We start from the raw sequence: 17,236 nt of genomic DNA, 5'->3' as shown, positions 1-17,236 counted from the left end.
ATTCTTCTTATTGCCAATCAACCAGGCAATAATGTTTTTTACCACGACGCAGCAGCGTATAACGGCCGAATAAGCGATCGTCGTCGGTAAAGGTGTATTCCGGATTAGATTGCTTCTCACCGTTGATAGAGACCGCATTAGAACCGATCATGGTGCGTGCCTGGCCGCGTGACGGAACCAATTCTGCGCTGACTAACGCCTGTTGTAGATCGGCATCATTATCCAATTTGATAGTCGGCATACCGTCTTGTGCCAATTGGGCAAAGTCAGCCTCCGTCATCTCGTGCAGTGCACCTGAGAACAAACTCTGGGTGATACGCTGTGCCGCCGCCAGCCCTTCCTCTCCATGCACCATGCGCGTCACCTCTTCAGCCAATACATATTGGGCTCGAGGTGCTTTGCCACTGTTGCGATCTTCTTCTTCCAGGGCATTGATGTCCTCCAAACTCATAAAGGTGAAGAACTTCAGGAAGCGGTATACATCCGCATCGGCGGTATTGATCCAGAATTGGTAGAATTTATACGGGCTGGTTTTTTCAGGTGCCAGCCATACTGCGCCGCCTTCAGTCTTGCCGAACTTAGTCCCATCAGCTTTGGTAATCAACGGCACCGTCAGGCCAAACACCTGCTGCTGATGCATGCGGCGGGTCAGATCGATACCCGAAGTAATGTTACCCCACTGATCGGACCCCCCAATTTGCAACACCACTTGATGGCGCTGATGCAACTCGGCAAAGTCGTAACCTTGTAACAGGTTATAAGCGAACTCGGTAAACGAAATACCGACATCATCACGGTTCAAGCGCTGTTTCACGGCTTCTTTGTTGATCATTTGATTAACAGAGAAATGTTTACCGATATCACGTAAGAAAGTCAGTACGTTCATACCGCCGAACCAATCATAGTTGTTGGCGGCGATGGCGCTGTTACTGCCACAGTCGAAATCAAGGAATGGCGAAACCTGTTTGCGAATTTTCTCAACCCATTCATTAACGGTTTCCGCTGTGTTAAGTTTGCGCTCCGCAGCTTTGAAGCTCGGATCGCCAATCAGACCGGTCGCCCCGCCCACCAACGCCACCGGCTTGTGGCCTGCCAGTTGAAAACGCTTCAGGCACAGCAGAGGCACCAGATGGCCCAAATGCAAACTGTCAGCGGTCGGATCGAAGCCGCAATACAGTGCAATTGGCCCTTGCGCCAGTCGCTCTGCTAACGCTTCCTCGTCCGTTACTTGGGCCACCAGGCCCCGCTCTTGCAGTTGCTGAATCAGGTTGATGCTAGCCATCAAGTTCTCCATGTATAAACGAATGCACCTTTGCCGGTACACGGCCTTTCGCCCAGTGGCGAAATAATAAATTGGGAATAAGGGGCATAGAATAAAGCGCCAGCGGCAACTGTACCAGCGCTTATAGGGATTTTCCGTCTGTCAGGGTGCCAGTCGGTCTATTTTCCAGTCAATCCCGTCGCGCTGATAGAGAAAACGGTCATGTAACCGGTGTTCACCACCTTGCCAAAACTCAACCGAATCGAATTTAACGCGGAATCCCCCCCAAAAACTGGGCAGAGGGACGTCACCCGATTGGAATTTCTGTTTCAGTTCGAGGAATTTGCTTTCCAGTACCCCACGGGCGGAAATGCGCGAAGACTGTTGCGAGACCCAAGCCCCAATTTGGCTATCTTTAGGGCGGCTACTGAAATACTTCATCACTTCTCGCGTCGATAAGCGTTCGGCGTGCCCGAGAAAACTGACTTGCCGATCCAGCATATGCCACGGGAAATGCAAACTGATTTTGGCGTTGTGGGCCAAGTGCTGCGCCTTACGGCTGCCAAGGTTGGTATAAAATATCAGCCCTTCATCGTCATAATGCTTGAGCAATACAATACGCTGATACGGTTGGCCGTTCTCATCTACCGTCGCCACGCACATCGCAGTGGGATCGGCCAGGCGCGCTTCACAAGCCTGTTTCAACCAGCGTTCAAACAAGGTCAGCGGGTTTGCCGTCAGATCCTGACGACGCAGGCCACCTCGCGTATATTCGCGGCGCAGGTCCGCAACATCAAATTCATTATTCTCAGACATCAGGTTTATCAACCTAGCGAAAAATACGAAGGTTCATTCTGCGCTTGCCGCGCCAGAATCTCAATCTTTGCGGCGCGGCTGGCTGCGTTTCAGTTCACCAACGTACAATCATTCATCATGACTTTACCATTTCGTTCTACGAAAGCATTTTGCCCCTTTGACCAAAAGGTATATTTATCATCCGCATATTTGGCACCTGAAGCGGCAATTTGCTGCTTCAACGTGAGCTGCTGGCCGTCCATCAAGAAACTGACCGTGCTATCGGCACCGTTCACCGACACGGTCAACGGTGTCGTACCACATTGATAATGCAACACCTGGCTTTTTTGTGGCAGGACGTAACTGCATCCACCAAGCGCCAACACCATGCCAGCAATCATTAATTTATTCATTGTAAGGTTCCTTCTCGTCCATCACTCTCGCCTATCCTAACAGAGCTAACCTGCTGACGATGGGAAAACCGGAAAAATCCCACCCAGCAACGTTTCACGGCTGGCGCCCGTTACCGAAGGCAAATTACCCGGCTGACCAGACAACGTTCGACATGCCAACCAGGCAAACGCCAACGCTTCCATATCGTCACCGTTAATACCGAAATCATCGGTTGAGCTGACTTCAATCCCCGGTAATAGCGCTGACATACGCGCCATCAAAACAGGATTACGCGCACCACCGCCGCAGACCAGCAAACGTTCGCAACCGCCGGCCAGCAAAACTTGTTCGCAAATGGTCACCGCCGTCAATTCTACTAGCGTGGTCATGATATCCACCGCGCTGATTGCTGGCGTTAACGCTAACTGCTGCTCAAGCCAACTGATATTGAAATATTCACGGCCCGTGCTTTTGGGCGCAGGCAAGGAAAAATAGGGATCGGCAAGCATCTTTTGCAGCAGGGGCAGGCACACCCGCCCCGTCATCGCCCAGGCACCGTCTTTATCGTACGGTTGTTGACGATGGCGCCACACCCACGCATCCATCAACATATTCCCCGGCCCGGTATCAAAGCCGCGTACCGGAACGCCCGGCAACAGCAGAGAAAGATTAGCGATGCCGCCGATGTTCAGTACCATGCGCCGCTCCGTCGGATGCGCCAACAAGGCCTGATGGAACGCGGGAACCAGCGGCGCACCCTGCCCGCCGTAGGCCATATCCCGGCGTCTAAAATCCCCAACGGTGGTAATGCTGGTCAATGCGGCAATACGGTTATTGTCCCCAAGCTGCATAGAGAAACGCGCATCGCCATCCGGTTCGTGCCAAACGGTCTGACCATGGCAACCAATGGCGGTAATCTCACTTGCCGGTACGCCCGTTTGCCTCAGTAACCCCATCACCGCTTCACCAAACAGCGTGCCAAGCTGCACATCCAAGCGGCCAATAGCAGACAGCGTGGTTGCTTGCCCCTGACACATACCGAGAATATCTTTTTTCAATTGGATAGGCATCGGATGGCTGTAGCTGGCCTGTTGCGCCACCATACGTCCGTCGATAGCGGCTAACACCACATCGATCCCGTCCAGACTGGTGCCGGACATCACACCTATATAGCGGCCTGACTTCATAACGTGATCCTTTGGCCCATCAGGGCAGATTAAAGTTCTATCCTGATAAATAAACCAGAATTAGGCTATTAACGCCATGAATTATGATGGTTTGTTCCTACGGTTGTGAGCGGCGTGTTGATTTTGGGTCGATAATGACCAAGTTGCTGAATGGCTAAACCAACCCTCAACATTTAGCGTATTATTATCGAACACTGTCATAAACTTAAACCACCGTTTACTATTGGTTGAACGGCGTAACAGTATGCTGGCTAAAGTGACACAGAATGGTGATATAGCGGTCTTTGAGCCATACTCTGTCTAATGTTCACTGAATCACGCCTGGAATGACGGCCAGGTTATGGAATACAAAAATCAGGAGTTTTATATGATCAAACGTCTTATTGTTGTTGCTATCGCTGGACTTTCTCTGGCTGGTTGCGCTAATGACTCCATGTCTGGTGATGTTTATTCCGCCTCCCAAGCAAAACAGGTACAACAAGCAAGCTACGGCACCTTGGTTTCCGTACGTCCGGTTAAAATAGCCGGCGAAGGTGGCTCCAATATGCTCGGTACCATTGGTGGCGCGGTGATCGGTGGTTTCCTTGGTAACACCATCGGCGGTGGCACGGGGCGCAGCTTGGCAACCGCGGCGGGCGCTGTAGCCGGTGGCGTAGCAGGCGATCAAATTGGTAACGCTGCAGGTAATACTGCTGGCGTCGAGCTGGAAATCCGCCCTGACAAAAAAGGCGACAACATCATTGTGGTGCAGAAAGCAGGCCCGACTAAGTTTACCCCAGGCCAACGTGTACGCATGGCACGCTCAGGTGGAACAATTACCGTCTCTCCGCTGTAAAATCGGCCAAACATTATAATGAAAAAACCGGAGGCATAGCCTCCGGTTTTGTATCTGATGCTGTAGTAAAAGCAGTGACCCAGAAAAACGAAAAAATTATTGTTTGTTTTGTAATTCGATAATGTTTTGTTCAAGCTTATCTATCAGGCTAACCAACAACTGAACTTCATCAGGCGACACACCGCTCAAGATCTCACCGCGGGTTGAGGTAATCACACTGTCCACTTCACGAATAATCGGCTCGGCCTCTTCGGTCAGTTTAATGCGCTTTGCCCGCCGATCGTTAGCACAGGTTTGGCGAGTAATCAGCCCCTTCTCTTCCAGTTGATCCAGTGTACGAACCAGTGAAGGTTGCTCGATACCAATTGCCTTCGCCAACTGAATCTGTGACTGCTCAGGTGGCAAGCGATTAATGTTGTGTAACGTAACCCAATGCGTTTGTGTGAGCTCCAACGGTTTGAGCCGATGGTCGATGAGCGCCCGCCAAACACGAACCAATCGTGCTAAATCCGAACCTAATGTCGATTCCACTTAACCCCCCTTATAATTAGCATGCTAACATTACCTCCCAGAAGCGTAGACTATTGTGGGTAAATCACATTAAAAACACAAATGTATATAATGTATATTGTAGAATTCGCCAGCAAATTTATCAGTTATTGTTAATTTACTATGCAAATATCCAACATATTTACCTTTAGAGATTGTTGATGTGAATACCTCATGGTCGCACACCGCATCGCCGTTGGCTGATTTAGTGTTAGGTGCATCGCTCTATTTTCCGCCGATATTTAAGGCTTTCTTGCTCGGCCTGTTTTTTTGGCTGTTGATACATCGCCTGTTACGTGACTGGATTTATTCAGGCGAGATTTGGCACCCTATGCTGATGGATTTATCCATTTTCGTCATTGCCGTCAGCGGTGCTTTATGGCTTTTAGCAAGTTGGTAACCTATGAAGTATAAAACCTTAAAATATTTTTCAACGGTTATCGTTTGTGCGCTCGCCGTTTGCGCCGGATGGTGGCTATGGAATTATTATATGCAATCACCTTGGACGCGCGACGGTAAAGTGCGTGCTGAACTGGTCAATATCACACCAGAAGTTTCTGGAAGATTAAATAAAATAACCGTTCATGACAATCAATACATCTCTGCGGGAAGTCTGATTTTCAGTATCGATCCAGCACCGTTTCAGATAGCGTTAGACAATGCTGAAGCTGCGCTGGCAAAAGCGCTATCGGATATGGCGAAGGCAGAACACGAAGCGGCGCGTCGGCGCCATTTACCGCGTAACGTTATTTCCGCTGAGGATATGGATGTATCCAATTTAGCTGCAAAAGCGATGGAGGCGGCCTATAAAGTCGCGCAGGCAAATGTCGAACAGGCCAAATGGAATTTAAGCAAAACGCAATTATATGCCCCCACCGACGGCTATATCACTAATTTGCAAGCGCGAACCGGTAACTACGCCACCGCGGGGACACCCTTGGTGGCGTTGGTCGATGCGCACTCCTTTTATGTGCTCGGTTATTTTGAGGAAACTAAGCTAAAACATATTAAGCAAGGTAACAAAGCCAGCATTGTTTTATATAACGGCAATACCCCATTACAGGGCCAAGTCGAAAGCATTGGGCGTGCGATTTATGATCAAAGCGTAGAAAGCCGTGATGATTTATTAATGGATGTTAAACCCAATGTTCCTTGGGTACGTTTAGCACAACGGGTACCGGTACGGATAAAATTGCTGAACGTACCCAGTGATTTACCTTTGGTTGCTGGCACCACTTGTACCATTTCAATTCATCAGAATGGCTAATCAGTGAATCTGCAATTTCTTGAATGGAAGCGCCTGCCTTGGGGGAAAGCCACCCGCGGCCAGTGGCGATATGCGGTGCGTAATTCTGTCGCGATGTGTCTGGCGCTGTGGGTTGCCTTTGCGCTTAATCTCGACGAACCTTACTGGGCACTGACATCAGCCGCCGTGGTCAGTTTCCCAACCGTGGGCGGCGTGATCAGCAAAAGCATCGGCCGTATTATTGGCAGCCTGGTTGGTGCAGCGGCCTCAGTAGCGATTGCCGGTCACTGTTTGAACGATCCGTGGCTATTCACGCTGTTTATTGCCGGTTGGATGGGGTTATGCACGTACATCGCCAACCATTTTCAAAATAATGTCTCTTATTCTTTTGCCCTGTCGGGCTACACCGCCGCCATCATCGCTTTTAGTACCGTCAACGTCACCGATCCCCAACATATTTTTGATATCGCGCAGGCTCGCGTGTGTGAGGTCATCACCGGCATTCTATGCGGCGGGTTTATGATGATGATCTTACCCAGCACCTCAGACGGCGACGCGCTGCTGACTTCGCTGCGCCGCATGCATTTGCGGCTGTTAGAGCACGCCGCTATGCTATGGCAACCTGAAATCACACGGCAGATGCGCACCTCACATGAAGGGGTGATCGGCCAGATCCTGACGATGAACCTGCTGCGTATTCAGGCATTTTGGAGCCATTACCGGCTTCGTCAACAAAATAACCTGCTTAACTACATGCTGCACCAGCAGTTACGTATCACCAGCGTGATCTCCAGCCTGCGACGCATGTTGCTTAACTGGCCCGAGCGCCCAGCCAATCTGGCTCCGGCATTGGAACAAATCCTGACCGAACTGGGTGACCCGCACACCAATAAATATCGTCTGGCAAAGATTTTGCAGTTAATTGCGCCCTCAGACGCGGCGGATTATCGTCACCGCGCATTCTGGCTGCGACTGCGGCACTTCTGTTGGCTTTATCTTGATGCCAGCCGCTGGCTGCAACGGCTGGAAAACAGTTCACCGATGGTTGCCATCCCGGTGCCGCGCGTTACCGCATTGGCGCGCCACACCGACAGCTATGAAGCAGCCTATAACGGACTGCGCACCTTTTTGTGTATTGTCATTGGCTGCGCATATTGGATCAACACGCAGTGGGAAGCCGGTAGCGCCGCACTAACGCTAACCGCCATCAGCTGCGTCCTCTATTCCTCCACGCCATCACCGATTAAAAGCATCACTACCTTATTAAAAGCGATTGTTGTGCTATCCATCGCCTGCTTTGTGGTGAAATTCGGCCTGATGATTCAAATCGACGATTTCTGGGTTTTTTGCACTTTCTTGCTGCCGGTATTAATCACCATGCAAATGATGAAACTGCAAAACCCACCCTACGCAGCGCTATGGGGGCAACTGATCGTGTTTATGGGGTCATTTCTCACCATTACCAATCCCCCCAGTTACGATTACCAATCATTCCTCAATGATAATCTCGGCAAATTGGCGGGGGTGCTACTGGCCGGGCTGGCTTTCCAAACGCTGCGGCCAAGCTCCGATAAACGCAAAAGTCGGCGTATTATTCGCGCCCTACGGCATGATTTTATCGATCAACTCAAAGAGCAACCACAGCAAAACCAAAGTCAATTTGAATCGCTAATTTATCACCGCATCAGCCAACTTAATCAAAGCCAGGATCAGGAATCCCGCACTTGGCTGCTGCGTTGGGGGGTCGTGTTGCTTAATTGTAGCCATATCGTTTGGCAATTACGCGACTGGCAAACCCGCTCCGATCCGCTCTCTGCAGTACGTCACGTTTGTATCCGCTGTTTACGTGGCATCATGACGGAACAGGGGGTTCAGCAACGTTCATTGGATACCACCTTGAAAGAGCTGCAGCGCATCAGCCAAGCGCTGGCTCAGCATCCTGAACCAGCGGCACGCGAGCTGGCCGGGTTGATTTGGCGGCTTTACTGCTCGCTGCAACAATTACAGCAAGCCATATCGCCGCCGGAAGATAAGCGCTTAATTGAACCAGCAGGCTCACATTAAGACACAATTATTTGATCACGCCGCAGGCAAAACGCTCGCCGCCACCACCGAGCGGTTTGGGATGGTCGGCGTGATTATCACCGCCAACATGCACCATTAACGCTTTGCCTTCAATTTCACTCAATTTTTTTAGCCTCGGCGCCAATACCGGATCACTCGCCACACCATCAGCGGCCGCATAAATTGCCGGTAAATCGCCCAAGTGCCCTTCGGCATAAGGCCCAAGATGTTCACCTGTTTTTTGCGGATCATAGTGCCCGCCGGCCGCTAATGCAGCGACGGCGTTGCCCGCTTTCATCGCCGGTTCACAACTGCCGTTTTCATGAACGTGAAAACCATGCACGCCTGCCGGTAACGCTTTGAGTTGCGGCGTGAATAACAGGCCATACGGCGTTTCATTGATTGTCACCTTGCCAATATCCTGCCCAACTCCCTGTGCCGTCACCAGATGCATGTCAACGTCTTGCGTGGCTGCTTGAGCAATGCCGCAGGCCACCAAGCCCACAGCCGCACACCAAAAATGTTTCATACAAAAACCTCCACGGATTCCATTACGAAACTTTCAGTATAGGGGAATGCTGCCACACTGCTGCGCGACATTTCACAGTATGACTTAACGGATTCGGGAAAGGGCAATAATCGGGGATTTGACGTTGATGACGACACTTAACCTTTTTTAAGCAGTCCATGCCATTCCCGGTTCCAACGCCTGACGGCGCTGGAACGGCTGAACTTACGGCACGTCATAGCCTAACGCGGCTTTACGGATACGGAACCACTGCTCGCGGCTCAGTGTCAGTGTCTGCGCCTTCAGCGCTGAGCGCACACGGTCTATCTTGCCAGAGCCGATAATGGGCAGTGGCATTGCTGGCAAACGCATTATCCAGGCATAAACCACTTGTTCGATGGTTTCCGCCCCCACTTCCTCAGCGACGGTTTGCAACTCATCCCGTAAGGTTTGGAACTCAGTATGATTAACTAAACTGCCGCCACCCAGGCAAGACCACGCCATCGGTTTGATACGCAATTGCTGGCATTGATCCAGCGTGCCATCCAGCAATGTGTCCTGATGAATCGGCGAAATTTCAACCTGATTGGTCACCAGTGAAAATGGCAGACGTGATTGCAATAGGGTGAACTGTGCAGGCGTAAAGTTAGACACGCCGAAATGGCGTACTTTGCCGCTTTTATGCAGCGCCACAAAAGCCTCGGCGACATCATCAGCCGCCATCAACGGATCGGGACGATGGATCAACAGCACATCGAGATAATCGGTTTGCAAGTTTTTGAGCGATTGCTCTGCACTACTGATGATGTGATGGCGATCGGTAATATAATGACCAATCGGATTACCCGGTTTCGCCGTGGTCGCAATACCGCATTTGCTGACCAGCTCCAGCGCCTGACGTACTGACGGTTTTAGCCGTACCGCGTCACCAAATGCCTGTTCGCACGCGTAGCCACCATAAATATCCGCATGGTCAACCGTGGTAATCCCCAATTCGAGGTGTTGTTCGATAAATGTCAGCAATTGCTGCGCCGACATGCCCCACTCCATCAAACGCCAATAACCGCAAACCAGGCGAGAGAATTCCGGCCCCTGCGGTGCCAGTTGAATACGATTAACCATCTTCAGACCTCGTGATATGATTTGCCATCAGCATACACAAGCCTACCGTTTAGGGAAACGCATGCCGTTACGTACCTCTAACTCACTGCGGTTTAAAACAACGAGGGCTGTTCTGGCTGGGGGTCATCAGGCTGTTTATTGGCACGTTGTAGGCGCAGTAACCGCTGGCGACACAAGCGCAAAACGTCACGTTTTTGCGCGTCACTCATTTGCATCCAACCAAAACGCTCCTCGCGGCTCCGCAAGCAACCACGGCAGAAGCCGCGCTCATCGGCCTGGCAAATGCCACGACACGGGCTGGGAATGTCGAAAAACTCTAATTGCTGCGCCACAAAACCTCCTACATCCTCATTTAATTGAAGACGTCATCCCCCTCAATGGCAAGTGGCTTTTCCGCAATACGACGAAAATAGTCACGTAAATAGCGTAACGCCTGGCGCGTTTTCTCCGGCATTGCGCGCTCTAGCGTCAAAGCGTGTAACCGATAGGCGGAAGGCCGCCATGCGGGCAATAATGCAATTAACGCCCCACTGCGCAATTCATCGCTAATCTCATACAGCGGTTGAGCCGAGATCCCCAGGCCAATCTGGGTAAATGCTCGCATGACCGTCATACTGCCGCTGATAATTTGCCCTTCCGTTCGGCGTAGCTTATACACTTCGCCGGAATGATGATGTAAGTCAAGATGAAAGCCAGGATTGTCACCGGTGATCCAACGGTGATGCACTAAATCCTGCGGCGTTTCCGGCACGCCGTACTGAGTGAGATAACGTGGTGCGGCGCAGAGTACCATCGGCCATTCGGTTAGCGGGTGGGCAATCATGCTGGCATCAGCCAGTTGACGATTAACACGCAGTGAAATATCCACCCGTTGCTCAATCATATCGATCACCCGATCGTCAGCCAGAATACGCAGTGTCAACTTGGGATGGGACAGCAGCAATGGGGACAACGCCTCCGCCAGCGGCCCAGCACCAATGCCGACAGTCGTTGCAATGCGCAGTTCGCCCACCAACGTGTCACGTAGCTCAGCCAACCGTTGTTCCGCCTGTCGAGCCTGTTGCAGCATGGCTTCACAGCCGGGATAAAATGCCTCTCCCGCCTCAGTCAGTGCCAAACGACGCGTGGAGCGGTGCAATAGCGGCACGCCGAGCGCCTTTTCCAATGCGCGCATGTGCTGACTCACCGCAGACGCAGAGACGCCTAACCGCCGAGCAGCCCCGGCCAATGAACCTTCAGCCACCACCACGGCAAATACCGCCATTCGATTGAGTTTATCCATGATTATGAAGTTTTACTTAATCAAGAAAGTATGAATATGGCACTAATCAACCCCATTGTTAAGTACTACAGTGTATTCATCACACCGGACATTTTTGTTCGATAATTGATAATGACACGCAATTTCACAGGAGCAGAAAAATGAAAGTCACCATTATTGGCGCGACAGGTTTTGTTGGCCGCCGCGTCGTCGACGAGGCGTTATCACGCGGTCTCCATGTCACAGCCATCGCTCGACAGAAAAAAGATCTGCCCGAACATGCCAACTTGCATATTGCGCTCGGCGATGTTGCCGATACCGACTGGCTGGCAACGCAACTGAATGGGCAGGATGCAATCATCAGCGCCTACAACCCAGGGTGGAGTGAAGACAATCTGTATGAGAAGACGGTCGTCGGCACGCAACATATCCTGAATGCGGTAAAACGCGCGGGGGTGAAGCGGTTGTTGGTGGTAGGTGGCGCAGGCAGCCTGGAAGTCGCTCCGGGCGTTGAATTGGTCGATACACCAGAATTCCCCGAGAATATTCGCCCCGGCGCAAAAGCCGTGCGTGATTTACGTAATAAATTGCAGCACGAAGACTCGCTAGACTGGACTTATCTGTCACCGGCTGCGCTGCTAGAATCCGGCAAACGCACTGGCCAGTTCCGTCTAGGCACGAATAAGTTGTTGATGAACGGTCAGGCACCCGCCAGCATTTCAGTTGAAGACTTGGCCGTCGCCATCATCGACGAGATCGAAAACCCCCAGTTTATCAACGCGCAATTCACCGCCGCATATTGATACCTCTTCCGGCTGCACCGTCGTGCAGCCGGCCCCCCCTTCTCTTATCGCTGGTCATAAATGAGCATCAGCGGGCTTGCATCGGTCTGCCGTTCACATTCAGCCAGACGTTGATGTCCCTAACATTACTCTGTGTTTTAGCACCCAAGGCGTTAACTGACTTGACCTAGACCGATTGGTCTATTATTCTCAGACCTATTATGACTAAACATACACATTGCAACACTGACACACGTGAACACCTGCTTGCTACTGGCGAGTGCCTAAGCCTGCGCCTGGGCTTTACGGGTATGGGGTTAAGCGAGCTCTTGGCTACCGCCGGTGTGCCAAAGGGATCGTTTTATCACTACTTCCGTTCAAAGGAAGCTTTCGGTGAAGCCATGCTGCAGCGTTACTTTGAAAATTATGATGTGCAAATGCAGGCACTGTTTGCTGATACTCGCCACGATGCACGCCATCAGCTCTTAAGCTATTATGCGCAAGCCATCAGCTATCATTGTGACAGTGAATGCCATAATTCCTGCTTGGCAGTCAAGTTATCGGCCGAGGTGAGCGATCTGTCGGAGCCGATGCGACACGCGTTGGACACCGGCACCTCTCGCGTGGTGAGCCGCTTGCAAAGTGCCATAGAACGCGGCATCGCTGAGGGGTCGTTGTCGATCGCCTCAAACTCAGGCGCTACCGCAGAAACACTGTACGCCCTGTGGTTAGGCGCATCATTACGCGCCAAAATACGCCGTTCCGTGGCGCCGCTAACCTGCGCGTTAGACAGTATTGAGCGACTGCTGCGTCCGGTTCAACCGTAACCGCACTCCCCTGATTGAGCGTAGCGTTGTCATTGTATTTTTATCACCCAATCACTAGACGACCGGTCTATTAAAGCAGGATGCATTATGAAAATTGAAAAACTATTCACCCCGATTGACGTGGGCAACATCACACTACCCAATCGCGTATTCATGGCTCCGCTAACGCGTCTTCGCAGCACGGAACCCGGTGATATTCCGACGCCAATGATGGCCGAGTACTATGCACAACGTGCCAGTGCAGGCTTGATTATCACCGAGGCCACACAGGTTTCTTTCCAAGCCAAAGGCTACGCGGGCGCGCCAGGCTTACACACCCCCGAGCAGATTGCCGCCTGGAAAAATATCACGCAGGCAGTACATGATAAGAACGGCCATATCGCCGTGCAGTTGTGGCACGTTGGACGTATCTCACATGACAGCCTGCAACCAGGCCAGCAGTCCCCGGTAGCGCCGTCCGCTATCAATGCCGATACGCGAACGACGGTACGTGATGAAGCTGGTGCTTGGGTTCGGGTACCTACTTCCACGCCTCGGGCGCTGGAAACAGAGGAAATTCCTGGCATCATCAATGATTTTCGTCAGGCAACCGCCAACGCACGTGATGCTGGTTTCGATTTCGTTGAACTGCACGCAGCGCACGGTTATCTGCTGCATCAATTTATGGCCCCCGCGTCTAACCAGCGCACCGATCAATATGGTGGCAACATCGAAAATCGTACCCGTCTGACACTGGACGTGGTTGACGCCAGCATTAACGAATGGGGTGCGGAACATATTGGCATTCGCATTTCACCGCTTGGCCCATTCAACGGCTTGGATAACGGCGAAGATCAGGAAGACGCAGCGCTGTATCTGGTGGAGGAGTTGAACAAGCGCAATATCGCTTTCCTGCACATTTCAGAACCTGACTGGGCGGGTGGCAAACCTTACTCCGATGCCTTCCGTGATGCGGTACGTGCCCGTTTTAGCGGCGTGATTATTGGTGCCGGTGCCTACACGGCGGAAAAAGCAGAGACGTTAATCAATAAAGGCTTTATTGATGCCGCTGCCTTCGGCCGCGATTATATCGCCAACCCCGATCTGTTAGCGCGTTTGCAACAAAACGCGCCGCTCAATGAACCTAAACCAGAAAGCTTCTACGGCGGCGGTGCCGAAGGGTATACCGACTACCCAACGCTCTAAGCGCTGGCGCCACGGCCGGTATCCGTTACCGGCCGTGGTGAAAGTGCCTCGCCGCACGTTGAATTCCTTTATCCGACAACGTTATACTGCTTTAGCTTTACTCTCTACGCCGCCAAGCTCGGCAAAATCTGCAATCAGAGGAAATTATGCGCTTACTCCATACCATGCTCCGTGTCGGTGATCTGCAACGCTCCGTCGACTTCTACACCAAGGTATTAGGCATGCGCTTACTACGTACCAGTGAAAATACCGAATACAAATATTCACTGGCGTTTGTAGGCTATACCGATGAAAGCGAAGGCGCAGTGATTGAGCTGACCTATAATTGGGGTGTCGACAGTTACGAAATGGGTTCTGCATTTGGTCACTTGGCGCTCGGCGTTGACGATGTCGCCGCAACCTGCGATCGCATCCGTAACGCAGGCGGCAACGTCACCCGCGAAGCCGGGCCAGTAAAAGGCGGCACCACCGTCATTGCCTTTGTTGAAGATCCCGACGGTTACAAAATTGAACTGATTGAAAACAAGCATGCCGGCCACGGCTTAGGTAATTAGTATTGAGGGCGCTTTCTGCGCCCTTCTTTATCCCCGCGAGATAACTCCCTGCAACTCGGCGTGAAATTTGCCATAATACGCGCTGCATTCGATGAAGATAAGAAACTGATGGCCGAAAAAAGTGATCTTAACGCCCTGTGTGGTCGTTTTCGTGGGTTTTATCCCGTAGTAATAGATATAGAAACCGCTGGCTTTAACGCGCGCACCGATGCGTTACTTGAAATTGCCGCCGTCACGTTAAAAATGGATGAAGACGGCTGGTTGCAACAGGACGAAACGCTGCATTTCCACGTCGAACCCTTTGAAGGCGCGAACCTGCAACCGGAAGCGCTAGCGTTCAATGGCATCGATCCGAGTAATCCTTTACGCGGCGCAGTGAGTGAATATGATGCACTGCATGCTATCTTCAAGGCTGTGCGTAAAGGTATTAAGGATCAAGGGTGCAACCGGGCGATAATCGTGGCGCACAACGCCAACTTCGACCACAGTTTTCTGATGGCAGCCGCGGAGCGTGCCGGGTTGAAACGCAACCCGTTCCATCCGTTTGCCACCTTTGATACGGCGGCGTTAAGCGGCTTGGTATTAGGGCAAACGGTGCTGGCAAAAGCGTGTATCGCCGCCGGTATGCAGTTTGACAGTAGCCAAGCTCACTCAGCGTTGTATGATACGGAACAAACCGCTCTGCTATTCTGCGAGTTAGTCAACCGTTGGAAACGCCTTGGCGGCTGGCCCTTAGCCATCGATAACCAAGACTGAACAATAAAAACGGGCGGCATAGGGATTACCCCGTGCCACCCGTTATCATTAACATCAACCGCGATTAAGACTGCTGGTCTTCTTGCTGTTTGTACTTCTCTGCCGTCTCTTTAATCAACGGCTGCAATTCGCCACGCTGATACATCTCGATAATAATATCGCAACCGCCGACCAATTCACCGTCAACCCACAATTGTGGGAAAGTTGGCCAATTGGCGTACTTCGGTAACTCAGAACGAATGTCTGGGTTTTGCAAAATATCAACGTAAGCAAAACGCTCACCGCAGGCCGATAATGCCTGAACAGCCTGGGCTGAGAAGCCGCAGTTAGGTAATTTTGGTGAACCCTTCATGTACAGCAGGATCGGGTTCTCAGCAATTTGTTGCTGAATTTTTTCAATCGTCGTCATTTTATTGCTTCCTCAAGCCACATCATGGCTACAACATGCATCTCGCTGGCTATTGTAGCGGCTGGATACCCCGCAAAAAAACGCTATCTTTTGCAAGGGCATTCCGACTGCGTCTCCACACAGCGCTGATAACGCCATTATGGTCAAAACCTAGCTGCAGATTAACATTTTTAACCCGCATTTTTCACCCTAGATTTCCCCATCCGTACAGTTGGGTAACCTCTCTCGGTGCGATTAGAGTGATATTGATGTCGCCTCTACCCGCGCTATTTTTTTTATTATTAAAAATGCTATTAACGTTTTCTCACAATATGGATTATTATTTGCAGGTTATTCACTGTTTTATCGCGTGTCTTTACGGAATACTGTCGCGGGTTCCTGTCCAGGGTTGGTGTCGTCAACATGCGTTTAATTATTGCGCTTTTTGCGTTGTTGTTTGCTCAAGTGTTGTTAAATTTGGCACAGGCTGCGCCATCGTCTGGCGTTAGCGCTGATCTACGTAAAAGCCATGTGAATGAAGCACGGCTGAGCGAACGTAAAAAAAAGAAAGCAGAAAAGGCCGCTAAAAAGGCCAAAACCACCACGCCGCAAAAAACGCCTCGATTAAAGACGATTAAAAACACAACCATCAAAACGGCTAAAAAATCCACCCGGGTTAAATCAACACGCAAAGCGATACACAGTGCGAAAATAAACGTCACACCGCCCAAAAAAGGCTACAAAAAAGGTTATGGTCGCCATCGCACCGCTGGTTTAACGAACACGCATCGGTTACGCAGTGAAAAGCTGCAGCACAATACTCGTCCACCGAAACTCAGTGCAGCACATAAAAAACGCTATCAACATGCGAAGCAGACCGCCTTGGCCAAGCTGATGAGCCAAATGGGTAAACCCTATCGTTGGGGGGGCAGTTCGCCACGCACCGGTTTTGATTGCAGTGGGCTGGTTTATTATGCCTATAAAGATGTGATGAAAATCAAAATGCCGCGCACCGCTAACGAAATGTACCATTTGCGCGATGCCGCTCCAATCAAGAAAAACGAGCTGGAAAGTGGTGATTTGGTGTTCTTTCGCATCAACAATCGCGGTGTCGCCGACCATGTTGGCGTCTATCTTGGCAACGGTCAGTTTATTCAGTCACCGCGCACCGGCGAAGAGATTCGTATCAGCAAACTCAATAGTGACTACTGGCAAAGCCATTACATCGGCGCTCGCCGCGTGATGACACCCAAAACCATTCGTTAATATGCCATGACGCAATCTAACATTGGGCAACATGCCTCTCTTCATCCAATCTGCGGATGCTTTGACCAAAGCGTGATTTAGCACGCTTTAAACCTTTTATTCACCTTAAAAGTTGTTAAGATTAATAACCACAATAAAAACAAAGCCATTTATACCCAAGATAATTCGAGTTGCTTGTAGGCGGCAACTGAATGAATCCCTGGGAGCATAGCCCACTATGTGACCAGGGTGACGGAAGGCAGCCAACACTCAAGCAA

Annotated in this window: 20 protein-coding genes; 10 read left to right on the top strand and 10 right to left on the bottom strand. The window is 51.1% G+C overall.

What is annotated here, in order from left to right:
- Positions 1–7: 7 nt before the first annotated feature.
- The 4 genes from tyrS to anmK form a co-directional block, all read right to left on the bottom strand.
- The gene (gene tyrS / locus ACQKDS_RS07830; protein WP_399668413.1) at positions 8–1,282 is read right to left on the bottom strand and encodes a tyrosine--tRNA ligase; all 1,275 of its coding nucleotides are present in this window, start codon (positions 1,280–1,282) and stop codon (positions 8–10) included.
- 141 nt (positions 1,283–1,423) lie between these two features.
- Positions 1,424–2,077, bottom strand: a complete 654-nt coding sequence (gene pdxH, locus ACQKDS_RS07825) for a pyridoxamine 5'-phosphate oxidase (protein WP_399668416.1) — start codon at positions 2,075–2,077, stop codon at positions 1,424–1,426.
- Positions 2,078–2,166: 89 nt separating this feature from the next.
- Positions 2,167–2,469, bottom strand: coding sequence for an MliC family protein (locus tag ACQKDS_RS07820; protein ID WP_399668419.1), 303 nt, complete (start codon positions 2,467–2,469; stop codon positions 2,167–2,169).
- Between the two features lie 45 nt (positions 2,470–2,514).
- Positions 2,515–3,636, bottom strand: a complete 1,122-nt coding sequence (gene anmK / locus ACQKDS_RS07815; RefSeq protein WP_399668422.1) for an anhydro-N-acetylmuramic acid kinase — start codon at positions 3,634–3,636, stop codon at positions 2,515–2,517.
- Between the two features lie 367 nt (positions 3,637–4,003).
- On the opposite strand from anmK, the gene ACQKDS_RS07810 reads away from it, so the two are divergent.
- On the top strand, positions 4,004–4,471 hold the full coding sequence (locus ACQKDS_RS07810; protein ID WP_399668425.1) for a glycine zipper 2TM domain-containing protein: 468 nt from the start codon (positions 4,004–4,006) through the stop codon (positions 4,469–4,471).
- 96 nt (positions 4,472–4,567) lie between these two features.
- On the opposite strand, the gene slyA is transcribed toward ACQKDS_RS07810, so the two are convergent.
- Positions 4,568–5,002 carry a transcriptional regulator SlyA gene (gene slyA / locus ACQKDS_RS07805; protein ID WP_399668428.1) on the bottom strand — a complete coding sequence of 145 codons (435 nt, stop codon included), beginning with the start codon at positions 5,000–5,002 and terminating at the stop codon, positions 4,568–4,570.
- A 181-nt stretch (positions 5,003–5,183) separates the two neighbouring features.
- Between slyA and ACQKDS_RS07800 the strand changes: the two genes are divergently transcribed.
- Genes ACQKDS_RS07800 through ACQKDS_RS07790 form a run of 3 tightly spaced genes read left to right on the top strand, consistent with a single transcriptional unit; the run spans position 5,184 to position 8,330 of the window.
- Positions 5,184–5,420: a DUF1656 domain-containing protein gene (locus ACQKDS_RS07800; RefSeq protein ID WP_399668431.1), complete on the top strand. Its 237-nt coding sequence runs from the start codon at positions 5,184–5,186 to the stop codon at positions 5,418–5,420.
- 3 nt (positions 5,421–5,423) lie between these two features.
- Positions 5,424–6,287: an efflux RND transporter periplasmic adaptor subunit gene (locus ACQKDS_RS07795; RefSeq protein WP_399668434.1), complete on the top strand. Its 864-nt coding sequence runs from the start codon at positions 5,424–5,426 to the stop codon at positions 6,285–6,287.
- 3 nt (positions 6,288–6,290) lie between these two features.
- Positions 6,291–8,330, top strand: coding sequence for an FUSC family protein (locus tag ACQKDS_RS07790; RefSeq protein ID WP_399668438.1), 2,040 nt, complete (start codon positions 6,291–6,293; stop codon positions 8,328–8,330).
- Between the two features lie 7 nt (positions 8,331–8,337).
- On the opposite strand, the gene sodC is transcribed toward ACQKDS_RS07790, so the two are convergent.
- From sodC to ACQKDS_RS07770, 4 genes are all read right to left on the bottom strand, one after another.
- Positions 8,338–8,859: a superoxide dismutase [Cu-Zn] SodC gene (gene sodC / locus ACQKDS_RS07785; protein WP_399668442.1), complete on the bottom strand. Its 522-nt coding sequence runs from the start codon at positions 8,857–8,859 to the stop codon at positions 8,338–8,340.
- Between the two features lie 204 nt (positions 8,860–9,063).
- Positions 9,064–9,960, bottom strand: coding sequence for an aldo/keto reductase family oxidoreductase (locus ACQKDS_RS07780; RefSeq protein WP_399668445.1), 897 nt, complete (start codon positions 9,958–9,960; stop codon positions 9,064–9,066).
- Positions 9,961–10,052: 92 nt separating this feature from the next.
- On the bottom strand, positions 10,053–10,292 hold the full coding sequence (locus tag ACQKDS_RS07775) for a DUF1289 domain-containing protein (protein ID WP_399668448.1): 240 nt from the start codon (positions 10,290–10,292) through the stop codon (positions 10,053–10,055).
- Positions 10,293–10,312: 20 nt separating this feature from the next.
- Positions 10,313–11,242 carry a LysR substrate-binding domain-containing protein gene (locus tag ACQKDS_RS07770; RefSeq protein ID WP_399668451.1) on the bottom strand — a complete coding sequence of 310 codons (930 nt, stop codon included), beginning with the start codon at positions 11,240–11,242 and terminating at the stop codon, positions 10,313–10,315.
- Between the two features lie 140 nt (positions 11,243–11,382).
- On the opposite strand from ACQKDS_RS07770, the gene ACQKDS_RS07765 reads away from it, so the two are divergent.
- The 5 genes from ACQKDS_RS07765 (at position 11,383) to rnt (ending at position 15,325) form a co-directional block, all read left to right on the top strand.
- Entirely contained in the window at positions 11,383–12,024 is a 642-nt protein-coding gene (locus ACQKDS_RS07765; RefSeq protein ID WP_399668454.1) for an NAD(P)-dependent oxidoreductase, read from the top strand.
- Positions 12,025–12,224: 200 nt separating this feature from the next.
- Positions 12,225–12,830 (top strand): TetR/AcrR family transcriptional regulator, encoded by a 606-nt coding sequence (locus tag ACQKDS_RS07760; protein ID WP_399668457.1) that lies wholly within the window; start codon positions 12,225–12,227, stop codon positions 12,828–12,830.
- 87 nt (positions 12,831–12,917) lie between these two features.
- A complete protein-coding gene (locus ACQKDS_RS07755; protein ID WP_399668460.1) occupies positions 12,918–14,015 on the top strand; it encodes an alkene reductase in 1,098 nt (365 codons plus the stop codon).
- Between the two features lie 146 nt (positions 14,016–14,161).
- Positions 14,162–14,569, top strand: coding sequence for a lactoylglutathione lyase (gene gloA, locus ACQKDS_RS07750; protein WP_399668463.1), 408 nt, complete (start codon positions 14,162–14,164; stop codon positions 14,567–14,569).
- 75 nt (positions 14,570–14,644) lie between these two features.
- Positions 14,645–15,325: a ribonuclease T gene (gene rnt, locus ACQKDS_RS07745; RefSeq protein WP_399668705.1), complete on the top strand. Its 681-nt coding sequence runs from the start codon at positions 14,645–14,647 to the stop codon at positions 15,323–15,325.
- 64 nt (positions 15,326–15,389) lie between these two features.
- On the opposite strand, the gene ACQKDS_RS07740 is transcribed toward rnt, so the two are convergent.
- A complete protein-coding gene (locus ACQKDS_RS07740) occupies positions 15,390–15,734 on the bottom strand; it encodes a Grx4 family monothiol glutaredoxin (protein WP_399668466.1) in 345 nt (114 codons plus the stop codon).
- Positions 15,735–16,136: 402 nt separating this feature from the next.
- Between ACQKDS_RS07740 and ACQKDS_RS07735 the strand changes: the two genes are divergently transcribed.
- The gene (locus ACQKDS_RS07735; RefSeq protein ID WP_399668469.1) at positions 16,137–16,979 is read left to right on the top strand and encodes a C40 family peptidase; all 843 of its coding nucleotides are present in this window, start codon (positions 16,137–16,139) and stop codon (positions 16,977–16,979) included.
- The last annotated feature ends 257 nt before the right edge of the window (positions 16,980–17,236 follow it).

The organism is Serratia sp. NPDC078593, from assembly GCF_050268245.1.
Classification (GTDB): Bacteria; Pseudomonadota; Gammaproteobacteria; order Enterobacterales; family Enterobacteriaceae; genus JBNNGK01.
Note: the sequence above shows the minus strand (reverse complement) of the source record. Positions and strands in the feature narration are given on the sequence as shown.